Genomic DNA, 14,616 nt, shown 5'->3' on the forward strand with positions numbered 1-14,616 from the left:
CGGCAAACCAGCAGTGTCGGCGAAAAAGGCATAAAAAAAAAGATGCCCACGCTGGGGCATCTTGCATCGAGGTTGATCCTCACCAGGGATAGGTCACCCCGGGCCATTCGGCCCAGGGGACGTCCCGCCCAGGCAGACTCGGCTCGGGCCACTGCCACACCTTGCCAAGCCAGGCGCGCAGTTCGGCCTCCAGTTCGACATCGGTGAGCGGCGCCTCAGCCACCTTCCAGAAGAAGAGCTCCACCGCCACCTCCGGCAGCACCGAGGGGTAGAGGTAAACCCCGCCCCAGAACTCGGGTTCCCGCGCCGGGCTCCAGAGGCCATAGGCAAAGGAGCGCTTGGCCAGGAACTCGGAGCGCTGCCACTCCAGATCGGCCTCGTGCTGGCTCAAGCTGAAATTGGCGGAAGGCCACACATCATCCGGGCGAAACAGCTGATGGAGCTGCTCGCGCTCGCGCAGCATGGCGACGAACTCCACCACCGCCTGGGCCGGGCTGACCGGCAGCAGCAGGAAGTGCGGGTGCCGATAGGCTTGCGGCACCCGAAACCGCTTGGGTAGCGTCAGCATCAGAGCAGTTCCAGCAGGGCCTGCAACGGGTGCTTGAGCTTCTCCCCTTCCATCCGCTTGACCTGGCTGCGGCACGAATAACCGGTGGCCAGGCAGCGCTCCTTGGGCAGGCGCGCGAGGGGCTCGGCCCAGCTCAGACCATAGATGCCTTTGGAGTTCTCCACCTGTTTAGCGTCGTGGCCATAGGTACCGGCCATGCCGCAGCAGCCCACCGAGACCGGTTGCAGGGTGGCACCGAAGCGGCGGAACAGGGTGCTCCAGTCACCGTGGGTGGTGGGCTTGGCGGTCTTCTCGGTGCAGTGAGCGAACAGATACCAAGGCTCGCTGCCGGCCTCTTCCCGCACCGGCAGCGCCTCGGCCGGCAGGGAGAGCAACCACTCCTGAGGCAACATCACCTGGAAGTCCCCGCGAGCGGGGCCGAGCGCCTTCACGTATTCATCCCGATAGCAGAGCACCAGGGAGGGATCGACCCCCACCATGGGGATGCCAAGCGCCGCCACCTTGTTGAGGAACTGGGCGCTGCTGGCCGCGGTACGGGCAAAGGCGCGCAGGAAACCCTTCACGTGCTGGGGCTTGCCGTTGGGCTTGAACGGCAGCAGATAGGGCTGCAGGCCGAGCTTGCTGGCCAGCTTCACCAGGTCCCGCACCACGGGGGCGTCGTAGTAGCTGGTGAAGGGATCCTGCACGATGAGCACCACTTTTTGACGCTGCTCGGGGCTCATGGCCTCCAGCCCCGGCAGGTCGAAATAGCGGGCGCGATGGTCGCGCAGCTCCTCGGCCAGGGTCGGCACGCTCAAGAGCGGCACGTCCACCATGCCGATACTCTTCTCGGTCGCCTTCTGGGCCCACTCTTTCTCGAGGAAAAAGTTGACCAGTTTCGGCGCCTTGGCCAGCAGAGGAGCGTAAGCTTCCACCGTGCCGACGAAGTAATCCTTGGGTCCACGCAGATAGCGGCTGTGATAGAGCTGCATGAAGCGGGCGCGGAAGGTGGGTACATCCACCTTGATGGGGCACTGGCTGGTGCACGCCTTGCACGCCAGGCACCCCTCCATCGTCTCCATCACCTCGTGGGAGAAGTCATACTGGCCGCGAGCGCGGGCCACCGTATTGCGGAACTTGTCGACAATCTGCTTGAAGCGCAGACCGCCGCTTTGCAGCGCCACCTCTTCGGCAAGAGGGTCGAAGCCCTGCTCCGCCAGCTGGCGCAGCCATTCGCGCATCAGGCCGGCCCGCCCCTTGGGGGAGTGGCGGCGATCGCGGCTGATCTTGACCGAGGGGCACATGGGGGAGTCAGTCTCGAAGGTGAAGCACAGGCCATTGCCGTTGCAATCGAGCGCCCGGGTATAGCTGGTGCGCACCGCCAGCGGGATCTGGCGGTCAAACTTGCCGCGCTTGGGCCCATCCACCGAGACAAGCTCGGCACCGCTGCCGTAAGGCATGCAGATCTTGCCCGGGTTGATGCGATTGGCCGGGTCGAACGCCCCCTTGACCCGTTGCAACTCCTCCCACAGCTCGCCGAAGAAGGCGGGGCTGTATTCGGAGCGAAAGCCCTTGCCGTGCTCCCCCCACATCAGGCCGCCATATTTGGCGGTCAGCGCCACCACCTGATCGGAGATGCGCCGCAGCAACACCTCCTGCTCGGGGTCGCACAAGTCCAGCGCCGGGCGCACGTGCAGCACCCCGGCATCGACGTGGCCGAACATGCCGTAGTCGAGGCCATGGGCGTCCAGCAGGGCACGAAACTCCATGATGAAATCGGCCAAGGATTCCGGCGGCACGGCAGTGTCTTCGGTGAAGGCCACCGGCTTCTTGCGCCCCTCGGCGTTGCCGAGCAGCCCTACCGACTTCTTGCGCATGCCGTAGATGGTCTCGATGCTCGGCAGGTGGTCGCACACCTGATAGCCGATGACCCCGGCTTCACCACGCGCCAGCAGGCCGTCGATGCGCCGGCACAGCTCGGCCACCTTGGCCTTGTGCGCATCCTCGTCGGTGTCGGCAAACTCGACGATGTTGAGCCCCTGCAGATCCTTGCCGGGTACGTCCTGGATGAGATCCTTCACCGAGTGCCAGATGATGTCGGCGCGGGCCAGCCCCAGCACCCGGGAGTCCACCGTCTCCACCGACAGGGCGTGGGCCTCCACCATAAAGGGGGCGTTGCGCAGGGCCGAGGGGAAGCTGTCGTACTTGACGTTGACGAGCGTGCGGTAGCGCGGGATGGGGGTGATGTTGAGCCTGGCTTCGGTGATAAAGCCCAGGGAGCCTTCCGAGCCGCACAGCACCCGGCTCACGTCCAGGGTGTCGCTCTCTGGAATATAAAGGTGCTTGAGATCGTATCCGGTCAGAAAGCGGTTGAGTTTGGGGAAGGTGGCCTCGATGTCGGCGCGCCGCTCGCGGCCTATGCGATAGAGGGTGCGATAGATCTCCCCTTCACGACTCTCCAGCGCCAGCTTGTCAGCCAGTCGCTCACCGGTCACCGGCTCGGTGGCCATGAGTTCGCCGTTTTCCAGCACGGCCTTGAGACCCAGCACGTGATCCGAGGTCTTGCCGTACACCAGCGACCCCTGCCCGGAGGCGTCGGTGTTGACCATGCCTCCCAGGGTGGCGCGGTTGGAGGTGGAGAGATCCGGCGAGAAGAAGTAGCCATGAGGCTTCAAATAGGCGTTGAGCTGATCCTTCACCACCCCGGCCTGGGCTCGCACCCAACCCTCTTCCAGATTAATTTCCATGATCTGGTTCATATGGCGCGAGAGATCGACGATAATGCCGCCGCCCAAGGATTGACCATTGGTGCCGGTACCGCCGCCGCGAGGGAAGAAACTCAAGGCTGCGTACTCGGGCCCCTGGGCCAGCTTGAGCATCACCGCTATATCGTCCGCGCTGCGCGGATAGAGAACCGCCTGAGGTACGACCTGATAGACGCTGTTATCCGTCGCCATCGCCAACCGGCTTGCATAAGACTTTTCGATATCACCACGAAATGCTGATCGCGCCAGCAACTCAAGAAACTGCAGGGTTGTAGGTGACAAACTGTCCTGGTAATCGAGTCTCGGGATCATGAATCCTTGTTCCCATCCTTTGCTTGATGCCGGCATTCCGGCGACAACGACCGTTCGGGCCAGCCTCTTCGCGGGCCCCCGAACCAGTCCGCTCACATGTGAGCGGGCAGTATATCAGCTAGAAAACCGCTTGCGCGCGCAATCTTCACCATTTGAAAGGAGGACTTTTATGGCTCACTACAGCCATGTTATCAGTACGCTTATCCGCACCGAAAAACAGGCGCTGACCCTGTCGCTGTTTGGTTGCATCACCTTTGCTATTTTCGGCATCGGCTATGGCCTCTTCGTCGGATCCAACGCCATCATGCTCGACGGCATCTTCACCCTGTTCAGCATGGGCATGACGGGCCTCGGGCTCATCACCGCCTACCTGGTCACCCGCCCCTCCGACGCCCGTTTTCAATACGGCTACGCCCACTTCGAACCCATCGCCAACGTCATCAACGGCACCATCATTCTGCTGCTCTGTCTGGCGGCGCTCTACAACGGCCTGACCACCCTGCTGGCGGGGGGACGGGAGATCGATCTCGGCCACGCCCTCATCTATGCCGTCGTCTCCACCTTCTTCTGCGGCATCATCTATCTGGTCGAGGCCAACGTGGCCGAGCGGGTCAACTCAGAGCTGGTGCGGGTGGACTCCAAGGAGTGGCTGGTGGACACCCTGCTCAGCACCACCCTGCTCATCGGCTTCGTGGTCGCCATTGGCCTCGATGCCATCGGCTACGGCCACTACAACCGCTACATAGACCCGCTGCTGGTCTCTCTCTTGGCCCTGTGCGCCACCCTCATTCCCATCAAGGTGCTCGGTCGCAACCTGCGGGAAGTGCTGAAAATTGCCCCCAAGGGGGATGTCTCCCGGCTGGTGGCAAACGAAGTCGAGGCCCTGCGCCTGCGCCATGGCGTCGAGTGCTACAGCCATCTGGCGAAAAGCGGCCGCCGCTTCGATCTCGAGCTCAACATCCTGGTGGCCCCAGGTCAGGAGTGGCCCATCGAGCGCCAAGATGCCCTGCGCCAGGAGCTCTGGTCCCGCCTCGGCGATACCCTGGGGGACGCCTGGCTGTCGGTCTGCTTCACCCGCGAAAAGCGCTGGCTGTAACCGCCGCTTGAACTGCCGTTTGGGGGAGGCCAGCCGCCGCCTCCCCCTGTCATCACATCTTCATGGCTTCCCTCTTGCCAAAACGACGCCAACCGCTATCATCAGGGCTCACTTTTAACCCGAGGTTTTATTGCCCATCATGGACAATCCCCGAAGTTGCCCTTCGTTTCTTCCCGTCAAAACCTATCTTTACCTGCTTAATCAGCGCCTCTGAATAACGTCATAGCCTTGCTGTCACTACGGCCGTCGTGCGCCGTGATCACTCTTTGCTCTGTCTGTTTTTATTGAGGTCACTACATGGAATTGCTGCTGGATCCCCACATCTGGATCGGTCTGTTTACCCTGATCGTTCTGGAAATCGTGCTCGGGATCGACAACCTGGTCTTCATCGCCATTCTGGTGAAAAAACTGCCCCCCGCCCAGCGGGACAAGGCCCGCATCATCGGCCTGTCGCTGGCCCTGCTGATGCGCCTGGGGCTCCTGAGCGTCATGTCCTGGCTGGTCACCCTGACCACCCCCATCCTGCACATCTGGGATCACCCCTTCTCCGGGCGGGACCTGATCCTGATGGGGGGCGGCCTGTTCCTGCTGTTCAAGGCCACCTCCGAGTTGCACGAGCGGCTGGAGGCCAAGCCGCCCGAAGAGGGGCCGGTCGGCGTCTACGCCAGCTTTGGCGTAGTGATCACCCAGATCCTGGTGCTGGATGCCATCTTCTCGCTGGACTCCATCATCACCGCCGTCGGCATGGTAGAACACCTCGGCGTCATGATGGCGGCCGTGACCATCGCCATGGTGGTGATGGTGCTCGCCTCCAAGCCGCTGACCCGCTTCGTCAACGCCCACCCCACAGTGGTGGTGCTCTGTCTGAGCTTCCTCTTGATGATCGGCTTCAGCCTGGTGGCGGAAGGGTTCGGTTTCCATATTCCGAAGGGCTACCTCTATGCGGCCATCGGCTTCTCGGTGCTGATCGAGTTCTTCAACCAGCTCTCCCAGCGCAGTGCCGAGCGCCACGAGGCCAAGCTGCCCCTGCGCGAGCGCACCACAGCCGCCATCTTCAAGCTGATGGGCAGCAAGGCGTATCAGGACAAACCGGACGACGATCTGGATGCCCCCGCCCCCGAGCCGGTGAGCTTTGGCGAGGAGGAGCGCTACATGGTGACCGGGGTGCTGTCGCTGGCCGATCGCTCCATCCGTACCATCATGACCCCGCGCTCCGAGATGGCCTGGATCGACGTCAACGACACCGATGACGAGATCCGCGCCCTGCTGAAGCAGGAGCCCCACAGCCTGTTCCCGGTCTGTGACGGCGATCTGGACGAGGTGATCGGGGTGGTCAAGGCGCGCGATCTGCTGTTTGCCCTCAACGAGGGGCAGTCCCTGAGCGCGCTGGCCAAACAGAACGACCCCATTATCGTGCCGCAGACCATCAACGTAATTAAGCTGCTGGCGGAGCTGCGACAGGCCAAGGGCAGCCTCATCCTGGTGGCCGACGAGTTCGGCATCATCCAGGGGCTGGTCACCACCCACGACCTGCTGGAGGCCATCGTCGGCGAGCTGCCCGATGAAGATGAGACACCGGACATGGTCCGCGACGGGGCTGGCTGGCTCATCAACGGCAGCACCAACATCCACCACGTGGAGCAGGTGCTGGAGCACGAAGGGCTGGTGAGCGAGAGCGACGAGTACGTGACTCTCGCCGGCATGCTGCTCTCCCACTTCGGCACCCTGCCCGCCCCGGGCCAGCAGCTGCAACTGCAGCAGCTCTGCTTCGAGGTGGTCGAGGTGAGCGAGCGGCGTATCGAGCGGGTGCGCGTCATGCCGCTGGCGGCCTGACGCCATCTCGTGAACCCTGCTGCAAAAGGGGACCTTGTCGGTCCCCTTTTCTATTTATCCTCCTCCTTTCTCCTCTCTCATTTCGCCATTGCTGTCATCAGCGCAATTCTCATCTGCAATTACCCCTCTTTTTCGCAAGGGATGCCGGCACTAGAGTGAGCCCATCATCACCATGAGGAATTCACCATGCACCACGATCACCTGTTCTGCCCCCTGCGCCTCGGCCAGCTGCACCTCAACAATCGCATCGTCATGCCCCCCATGACCCGCTCCCGCGCCAGCCAGCCCGGTGACGTGGCCAACGCCATGATGGCCACCTACTACGCCCAGCGCGCAGGGGCCGGTCTCATCATCAGCGAGGGCACCCAGATTGACCCCATGGGCAAGGGCTACTCCTGGACGCCGGGGATCCACAGCGCCGAACAGGTGGCCGGCTGGAAGCTGGTGACCGACGCCGTGCACGCCAAGGGCGGCACCATGTTCGCCCAGCTCTGGCACGTGGGCCGGGTCACTCACCCTGACAACCTCGGCGGCGCCCAGCCCATCTCCTCCTCCGCCATTCAGGCCAAAGGGGTCAAGGTGTTCGTCGACAACGGCAGCGACGCCCCCGGGTTTGTCGAGACCGTCACCCCGCGCGCCATGACCCAGGCCGACATCGACCAGGTGGTGGGGCAGTTTCGCCAGGCGGCCCACAACGCCATGCTGGCCGGCTTTGACGGCATCGAGCTGCACGCCGCCAACGGCTACCTCATCAACCAGTTCCTCGACTCCGAGTCCAATACCCGCACCGACGGCTACGGCGGTTCGCTCGAAAATCGGCTGCGCTTCTTGAAAGAGGTGACCGAGGCGGTCTGCAGCGAGATCGGGGCCGACCGGGTCGGGGTGCGCCTCGCGCCGCTCACCACCTTGAACGGCACCGTGGATGCCAATCCGCAGGAGACCTATCTGGCCGCCGCCCGCCTGCTGGGCCGGCTCGACGTGGTCTACCTGCACGTTGCCGAAGCGGACTGGGACGACGCCCCGCTGATGGCAGAGAGCTTCAAGCAGGGGCTGCGCGATGCCTTCCCCAACACCCTCATCTACGCAGGCAAGTACGACGGCGAGCGCGCCAGGGCGGCGCTCGAGGCGGGCTGGGCCGACATGATAGGCTTCGGTCGCCCCTTCGTGGCCAACCCAGACCTGCCCGAGCGGCTGCGCCACGGCTATCCGCTGGCCCCTCACGATCCGGCTACCCTGTTCGGCGGCGGCGAGAAGGGCCTGACCGACTACCCGACCTATCAGGCGGCCCCCCAGCCCCACTCGGCCTGAATCAAACCCGCCCAGGCATAAAAAAACGCGCCCACCATCACTGGTGGGCGCGCCGTTTTTGCTTTTCACGCGTGCCAATGCTCAGTAGAGGCTGACCCCGTAGCAGGCGGCGTAGCTTCTGATCTCCCGGGTCAGCCGCGCCTTGTCGGCCAGGCTCAGCCAGCTCGCCTCGACGGCATTGAGTGACAAGCGGCAGAGCTGGTTCATGCTGGCCCCCAGCTCATGGGCCAGGGCGTGGAAGTTGGCGTTCATGTAGCCGCCGAAATAGGCGGGATCATCCGAGTTGATGGTGACGCACAGCCCTTGCTCCAGCAAATTCAGTACGTTGTGGTGGGCCATCTGGTCAAACACCTTGAGGCGGGTGTTGGAGAGGGGGCAGACGGTGAGCGGCAGCCGGGTATCGGCGAGATAACGCAGCAGTTCGGGATCGTCGACGCAGCGTACCCCGTGATCGATGCGCCGCACCTCCAGCTCCCGGATGGCCTGCCAGATGTACTCCGCCGGCCCCTCCTCGCCGGCGTGGGCCACCACCGGCAACCCCAGCTCGCGGCAGCGGGCAAACACCCGGGTAAACTTGCCGGGCGGGTTGCCCTTCTCCCCCGAGTCGAGGCCGATGCCGTGAATGCGCGACAGGAAGGGCTCCGCCTCTGCCAACGTGGCGAAGGCCTCCTCTTCGCTCAGGTGGCGCAAGAAGCTCATGATGAGCCGCCAGCTGATGCCAAGCTCCTTCTCCCCGCGCTGCAGCGCCCGCTCGATGCCGCCCAGCACGGTGGCAAAGGGAATGCCGCGAGCGGTGTGGGTCTGGGGGTCGAAGAAGATCTCCACGTGCACCACCTTGTCGGCGGCGCAGCGCGCCAGATAGGCCCAGGTCAGATCGAAGAAGTCCTGCTCGGTGACCAGTACGCTGGCCCCCAGGTAGTAGAGATCGAGGAAAGATTGCAGGCAGTCGAACTCGTAGGCGGCGCGCACGCTGGCCACGTCTGGCCAAGGCAGGGCCACGCCGTTGCGCTGGCCCAGGGCAAACATCAGTTCCGGCTCGAGCGAGCCTTCGATATGGAGGTGCAGCTCCAGCTTGGGCAGACCGGCAATAAAGTTATCCATGATGACGGCTCCATCAGTGCACAGACAGCGGGACCCGCCAGTGGCAGAGCGGCTCCCTCCCCTGCAATTGATTGTGCACCTATCTCTGTTTATGGGGGAGACTTGTCATCAAACAGACTTATAATGGCGTCACAAAAACAACATAACTATTTGAAGATCTTGAGAGTTGGCGCAACTTTCCGCCGCCTCTTGCGCCTACACAAGGAGTCCCCATGAAGAAAAGCGTCATCTGCGACATCGACGGCGTCATCCTGCACAACAACGATCTGGTGCCGGGCGCCGACCGTTTCGTCCACCGCCTGCTGGAGCAGGGCAGCAAGCTGCTGTTTCTGACCAACTACCCGGCCCAGACCCAGAAAGATCTGCAAAACCGCTTCCGCTCCGCCGGGATCGAGGTGCCGGAGGAGTGCTTCTACACCTCCGCCATGGGTACCGCCGACTTTCTCAAGCGCCAGGACGGCAAGAAGGCCTATGTGATCGGCGAAGGGGCGCTGACCCACGAACTCTACAAGGCCGGTTTCACCATCACCGACATCGACCCCGACTTCGTGGTGGTGGGCGAGACCCGCAACTACAACTGGACCATGATGCAGCTGGGGGCCAAGTTCGTCGATCAGGGGGCCCGCTTCATCGCCACCAACCCGGATACCCACGGCCCCATGATGCACCCGGCCTGCGGCGCCCTGTGCGCCCCCATCGAGCGGATGACCGGCAAGAAGCCGTTCTATGTGGGCAAGCCGAGCGCCTGGATCATCCGCGCGGCGCTCAACCGGATGGAGGCCCACTCCGACGACACCATCATCATCGGCGACAACCTGCGCACCGACATTCTGGCGGGCTTCCAGGCCGGCCTCGAGACGGTGCTGGTGCTCTCCGGGGTGAGCAAGGTGGCCGACATCGACCGCATGCCATTTCGGCCGAACCACATCTTTGACTCAGTAGTGGACATCGACATCGTCTGACCCGCTACCCAGGATAGAGAAGAGGGCAGGCCGGCCCTGCCCTCGCAGGAAACAACATGGAACCCATTCTTATCGCCGTGGCCTTCGGCTGCGGCATGCTGGTCAACCTCATCGGTCTGCCGCCCCTGCTGGGCTTTCTGGCCGCCGGCTTCATCCTCAACGCCATGGGCTATCACAACACCCCGGCCCTCAGCGAAGTGGCCGATCTCGGCGTCACCCTGCTGCTGTTCACCATCGGCCTCAAGCTCAACGTCAAGATCCTGATGCGGCGTGACGTCTGGGGCACCACCAGTTTGCACCTGCTGCTCTCCACCCTGCTCTTTACCGTAGTGCTGCTGGTGTGCAAGGGGCTCGGGCTGGCGCTGGCCATGTCGCTGGACTGGAAGCTGGCGCTGCTGCTGGGCTTCGCCCTCTCCTTCTCCAGCACAGTATTTGCGGTCAAGGTGCTGGAGGAGCGCAGTGACATGAACGCCCTCTATGCCCGCCTCGCCATCGGTGTGCTGGTGATGCAGGATCTGTTCGCGGTGGCCTTCCTGGCGGTCTCCAGCGGCGAGTGGCCCAGCATCTGGGCGCTCTGGATCCTGGGGCTGCCGCTGCTGCGCCCCTTGCTGCTGAAACTGCTGGAGCGGGCCGGCCACGGCGAGCTGCAGGTGCTGTTCGGGATCTTCCTGGCGCTGGTGGTGGGGGCCGCCGGCTTCGAGGTGGTGGGGCTCAAACCGGATCTGGGGGCACTCATCATCGGCATGCTGATCGCCTCCCACCCCGCCTCTGCAGGGCTGGCCAAGTCGCTGTTCAACCTCAAAGACTTGTTTCTTATCTGCTTTTTTCTCACCATCGGCCTCAACGGCCTGCCGACCCACGACACCATGTTGCTGGCGCTGGCACTGGTGCTGGCCCTGCCGCTCAAGAGCGCGCTCTACTACCTGGTCTACAGTGGCGCCCACCTGCGGGTGCGCACCGCCCTGCTCTCCACCCTGGCGCTCACCAACTTCTCGGAGTTCGGCCTCATCGTCGCGGCCATCGCCGCCAAGGCGGGCTGGATCTCCCACGAGTGGCTGGTCGCCCTCTCTCTGGCGCTGGCGGCCAGCTTCATGATCTCGGCCCCCCTCAACGGCCAGAGCGAGCGAATTTACCATCGGCTCGGCAACTGGCTGCGCGGCATGCAGGCCACCACCCTGCACCCGGAGGACAGGCCCATCGAGCTTGGCGATGCCGAGGTGATCATCCTCGGCATGGGGCGGATCGGCCAGGGCGCCTACTTCGAGCTGGAGAACAAGTACGGCACCGTGATCCTCGGTGTGGAGAACGACAGCGACAAGCTGCCCACCCTGCGCGCCCAGGGGATGAACGTCATCGAGGGTGATGCCACCGATACCGACTTCTGGGACAAGGTGCTGCTCTCCAACCAGGTCAACCTGGTGCTGCTGGCCATGCCTCACCACTCGGGCAACCTCTACGCCATCGAGAAGCTGCGCAGCCACGGCTTTGCCGGCAAGATTGCCGCCATCGTCCGCTTCGAGGACGACATCGCCTCCCTGAAAGAGCAAGGGGTGGATGCGGTGTTCAACGTCTACGACGAAGCGGGCAGCGGCTTCGCCCGTCACGTCATCAAGCGGCTGCAGCCACGCTGACGGGCGGGAGCAGCCCCTTGGCAAGGAGGGCGCTATCGTTTACGTTATGCGCAACCTCGTTTAATAAAACGAACAATCACGGGGCCTGGATGGCCCTGTTTTTTATCCCTTGCCAAGGAGGCAGCATGAAGACCCTCAACGACTGGATTTTGCTAGACCGCCACGAGGCGGCCCCCATCCCGCTCATGCCCGCCCCCGAGCGCCTGCGCGCCGGCAACCCGCGCCAGACGGTATGGAACCACTACTCGGATCCCAGCCAGCAGTTTCACGTGGGCTTCTGGCACTGCGAGCCGGGCCGCTGGGCCATCCACTACACCGAGCACGAGTATTGCCAGCTGCTGGAGGGCGAGGCGGTGATCCACGACGGCCAGGGCGGCAGGCTGCCCCTCAAACCCGGCGATCAGTTTGTCATTCCCGCCGGCTTTGTCGGGGAGTGGGAGACCCTCACCCCCTGCCGCAAGCTCTATGTGATCTTCGAGCCCACCAGCTGACGTTCACGTCAATCTCCCCTCTTTTTTCCGGCGGCCGGACGGGTCGCCGCACTCCCCTACCTGCTTGATGCTTATGGCATGATTTTCTGCGGTTTTCCCGCTTGCAAAAGGTTTTTGCACTAGGCATTGTGATTGGCGAGGAATGTAAATGGAATTTCGAGCCCGAACGTGGGGGGCTCATATAAAAATCAAGAGGATTACCGCCAATGTGTTCTATTTTCGGCATTCTGGACATCAAATCCGATGCGGCCGCCCTGCGCAAATCGGCGCTGGAGATGTCCAAGCGATTGCGTCACCGCGGTCCTGACTGGTCCGGCGTCTACAGCTCCGACAAAGCCATTCTGGTGCACGAGCGCCTGGCCATCGTCGACCCGGGCAACGGCGCCCAGCCGCTCTACAACCCCGAGCGCACCCATGTGCTGGCCGTCAACGGCGAGATCTACAACCACAAGGAGCTGGAGAAGAACCTCAAGGTCGACTTCCGCTTCCAGACCCACTCCGACTGCGAAGTGCTGCTGGCCCTCTACAAGGAGAAGGGCCCCGCCTTTTTGGACGATCTCAACGGCATCTTCGCCTTCATCCTCTATGACGCCGAGCAGGATGCCTACCTGATTGGTCGCGACCACATGGGGATCATCCCCCTCTATACCGGCCGCGACGAACACGGCAACTTCTACGTCGCCTCCGAGATGAAGGCGCTGGTGCCAGTGTGCAAGAGCGTCGAAACCTTCCCACCGGGACACTACCTGTGGAGCAAGGATGGCGAGCTTAAAACTTGGTACAAACGTGACTGGATGGAGTACGGCGCGGTCGAGCACAACGTCAGCGACAAGGCCGAGCTCAAAGCCGCGCTGGAAGCGGCGGTCAAGCGCCAGCTGATGTGCGATGTGCCCTACGGCGTGCTGCTCTCCGGCGGGCTGGATTCGTCCGTCATCTCCGCCATCACCAAGCTCTATGCTGCCCGCCGGGTTGAAGACGATGGCAAGAGCGAGGCCTGGTGGCCCCAGCTGCACTCCTTCGCCGTTGGTCTGGAAGGCTCGCCGGATCTCGCCGCCGCCCGCAAGGTCGCCGATCACCTCGGCACCATCCACCACCAGATCCACTTCACCGTGCAGGAAGGTCTGGATGCCTTGCGGGATGTCATCTATCACCTCGAGACCTATGACGTCACCACCATCCGCGCCTCTACGCCGATGTACCTGATGGCGCGCTACATCAAGGCGATGGGGATCAAGATGGTGCTCTCGGGCGAAGGCTCCGACGAGCTGTTCGGCGGCTACCTCTACTTCCATAAGGCGCCCAACGCGCGCGAGTTCCACGAAGAGAACGTGCGCAAGCTCGCCTCTTTGCACCTCTATGACTGCCTGCGCGCCAACAAGTCGATGGCCGCCTGGGGGGTGGAGGGTCGCGTGCCCTTCCTCGACAAGGAGTTCATGGACGTGGCGATGCGCCTGCAGCCTGCCGACAAGATGTGCGGCAAGGGCAAGATCGAGAAGCACATCCTGCGCGAAGCGTTCGAGGATCTGCTGCCCCATGAAGTGGCATGGCGCCAGAAAGAGCAGTTCTCCGATGGCGTGGGCTATTCGTGGATCGACAGTCTGAAAGCCATGGTCGAGCAGGAAGTGACGGATCAGATGTTCGAGGCGGCAGCCTTCCGCTTCCCCGTCAACACCCCGCTCACCAAGGAGGCCTACTACTACCGCGCCATCTTTGACGAGCACTTCCCGCTGGAGTCCGCCGCCCGTACCGTGCCCTACGGCAAGTCGGTCGCCTGCTCCACTCCGACTGCGCTGGAGTGGGATGCCAAGTTCAAGGAGATGGCCGACCCGTCCGGTCGCGCCGTGATGGACGTCCACCAGCAGGGTTACTGATCTGCCGGCGACCTCCCTTGCCTCAATGCCAAGCCCCTCCTGCGAGGGGCTTTGTTTTTTCCCGTCGACCCATTCCCGCTTTTTGCATAACAAGGGCCCATCTCGCCCTTGGCGGCCGGGCTCGCTCGTGTCACATTGTTGCGGCTTGGAAGCAACCACAACAACACAAGGAGCACGTGATGAACCGACTGCTATTGCCGCTGGTGCTTGGCACCGCCCTGTTTCATGGCGAGGTGTACAGCGCCGACCACCTCTGGAGCCAGACCCTGCCCGATTACAGCCAGGGCTATGACGAGCAGCGGGACCCGGCCCGCGATCTCGCCGCCGCCACCGCCAAGGCCAGTGCAGAGGGCAAGAAAGTCCTGCTGCTGGTAGGTGGTGAGTGGTGCAGCTGGTGCCAGGAGATGAACCACTTTCTGGACCGGGAGCCCAAACTCGCCGGCCAGTTCAACCGCACCTTCGTGGTGGTCAAGGTGAACGTCAGCAAGCAGAACAAGAACGAATCCTTCCTCAAAGATTATCCCGAGTACCTGGGGGTGCCCCACTTCTACGTGCTGGATAACAAGGGCAAGCTGCTCGAATCCTTCAACACCGGGCTGCTGGAGAAGGGTGACAGCTACGACGGGGAGAAATTCGGCAAGTTCATCGCCTATTTCCAGCCCAAGCCCACCCGCGGCTAGCGCGCCCCTGATATGAAAG

11 protein-coding genes are annotated in these 14,616 nt (G+C 63.0%); 8 read left to right on the forward strand and 3 right to left on the reverse strand.

The window, feature by feature from the left end:
• Positions 1–79 precede the first annotated feature (79 nt).
• On the reverse strand, positions 80–568 hold the full coding sequence (locus I6L33_RS17850; RefSeq protein WP_201883668.1) for a hypothetical protein: 489 nt from the start codon (positions 566–568) through the stop codon (positions 80–82).
• Complete coding sequence (locus tag I6L33_RS17855; protein ID WP_208200967.1) at positions 568–3,624, reverse strand: FAD-binding and (Fe-S)-binding domain-containing protein; 3,057 nt, start codon at positions 3,622–3,624, stop codon at positions 568–570. Before I6L33_RS17855 ends, I6L33_RS17850 begins: the two co-directional genes overlap by 1 nt.
• Before the next feature lie 169 nt (positions 3,625–3,793).
• On the opposite strand from I6L33_RS17855, the gene I6L33_RS17860 reads away from it, so the two are divergent.
• The 3 genes from I6L33_RS17860 to I6L33_RS17870 all read left to right on the forward strand — a co-directional run bounded on the left by I6L33_RS17860 (position 3,794) and on the right by I6L33_RS17870 (position 7,861).
• A complete protein-coding gene (locus I6L33_RS17860; protein WP_010633622.1) occupies positions 3,794–4,720 on the forward strand; it encodes a cation diffusion facilitator family transporter in 927 nt (308 codons plus the stop codon).
• Positions 4,721–5,017: 297 nt separating this feature from the next.
• Positions 5,018–6,553 (forward strand): TerC family protein, encoded by a 1,536-nt coding sequence (locus I6L33_RS17865; protein WP_017764197.1) that lies wholly within the window; start codon positions 5,018–5,020, stop codon positions 6,551–6,553.
• A 186-nt stretch (positions 6,554–6,739) separates the two neighbouring features.
• A complete protein-coding gene (locus I6L33_RS17870) occupies positions 6,740–7,861 on the forward strand; it encodes an alkene reductase (RefSeq protein ID WP_216973035.1) in 1,122 nt (373 codons plus the stop codon).
• Between the two features lie 81 nt (positions 7,862–7,942).
• On the opposite strand, the gene I6L33_RS17875 is transcribed toward I6L33_RS17870, so the two are convergent.
• Positions 7,943–8,962, reverse strand: coding sequence for an adenosine deaminase (locus tag I6L33_RS17875; RefSeq protein ID WP_216973036.1), 1,020 nt, complete (start codon positions 8,960–8,962; stop codon positions 7,943–7,945).
• A gap of 212 nt (positions 8,963–9,174) precedes the next feature.
• On the opposite strand from I6L33_RS17875, the gene I6L33_RS17880 reads away from it, so the two are divergent.
• The 5 genes from I6L33_RS17880 to I6L33_RS17900 all read left to right on the forward strand — a co-directional run bounded on the left by I6L33_RS17880 (position 9,175) and on the right by I6L33_RS17900 (position 14,597).
• Positions 9,175–9,924 carry an HAD-IIA family hydrolase gene (locus I6L33_RS17880; RefSeq protein WP_005302324.1) on the forward strand — a complete coding sequence of 250 codons (750 nt, stop codon included), beginning with the start codon at positions 9,175–9,177 and terminating at the stop codon, positions 9,922–9,924.
• A 56-nt stretch (positions 9,925–9,980) separates the two neighbouring features.
• Positions 9,981–11,555, forward strand: coding sequence for a cation:proton antiporter family protein (locus I6L33_RS17885; RefSeq protein ID WP_010633618.1), 1,575 nt, complete (start codon positions 9,981–9,983; stop codon positions 11,553–11,555).
• 125 nt (positions 11,556–11,680) lie between these two features.
• The gene (locus tag I6L33_RS17890) at positions 11,681–12,046 is read left to right on the forward strand and encodes a cupin domain-containing protein (RefSeq protein WP_216973037.1); all 366 of its coding nucleotides are present in this window, start codon (positions 11,681–11,683) and stop codon (positions 12,044–12,046) included.
• A gap of 206 nt (positions 12,047–12,252) precedes the next feature.
• Complete coding sequence (asnB, locus tag I6L33_RS17895) at positions 12,253–13,917, forward strand: asparagine synthase B (RefSeq protein ID WP_216973038.1); 1,665 nt, start codon at positions 12,253–12,255, stop codon at positions 13,915–13,917.
• Positions 13,918–14,096: 179 nt separating this feature from the next.
• Entirely contained in the window at positions 14,097–14,597 is a 501-nt protein-coding gene (locus I6L33_RS17900; protein ID WP_017782993.1) for a thioredoxin family protein, read from the forward strand.
• Positions 14,598–14,616 lie beyond the last annotated feature (19 nt).

This window comes from Aeromonas sp. FDAARGOS 1403, from assembly GCF_019047325.1.
GTDB classification, from domain to species: Bacteria; Pseudomonadota; Gammaproteobacteria; order Enterobacterales; family Aeromonadaceae; genus Aeromonas; species Aeromonas dhakensis.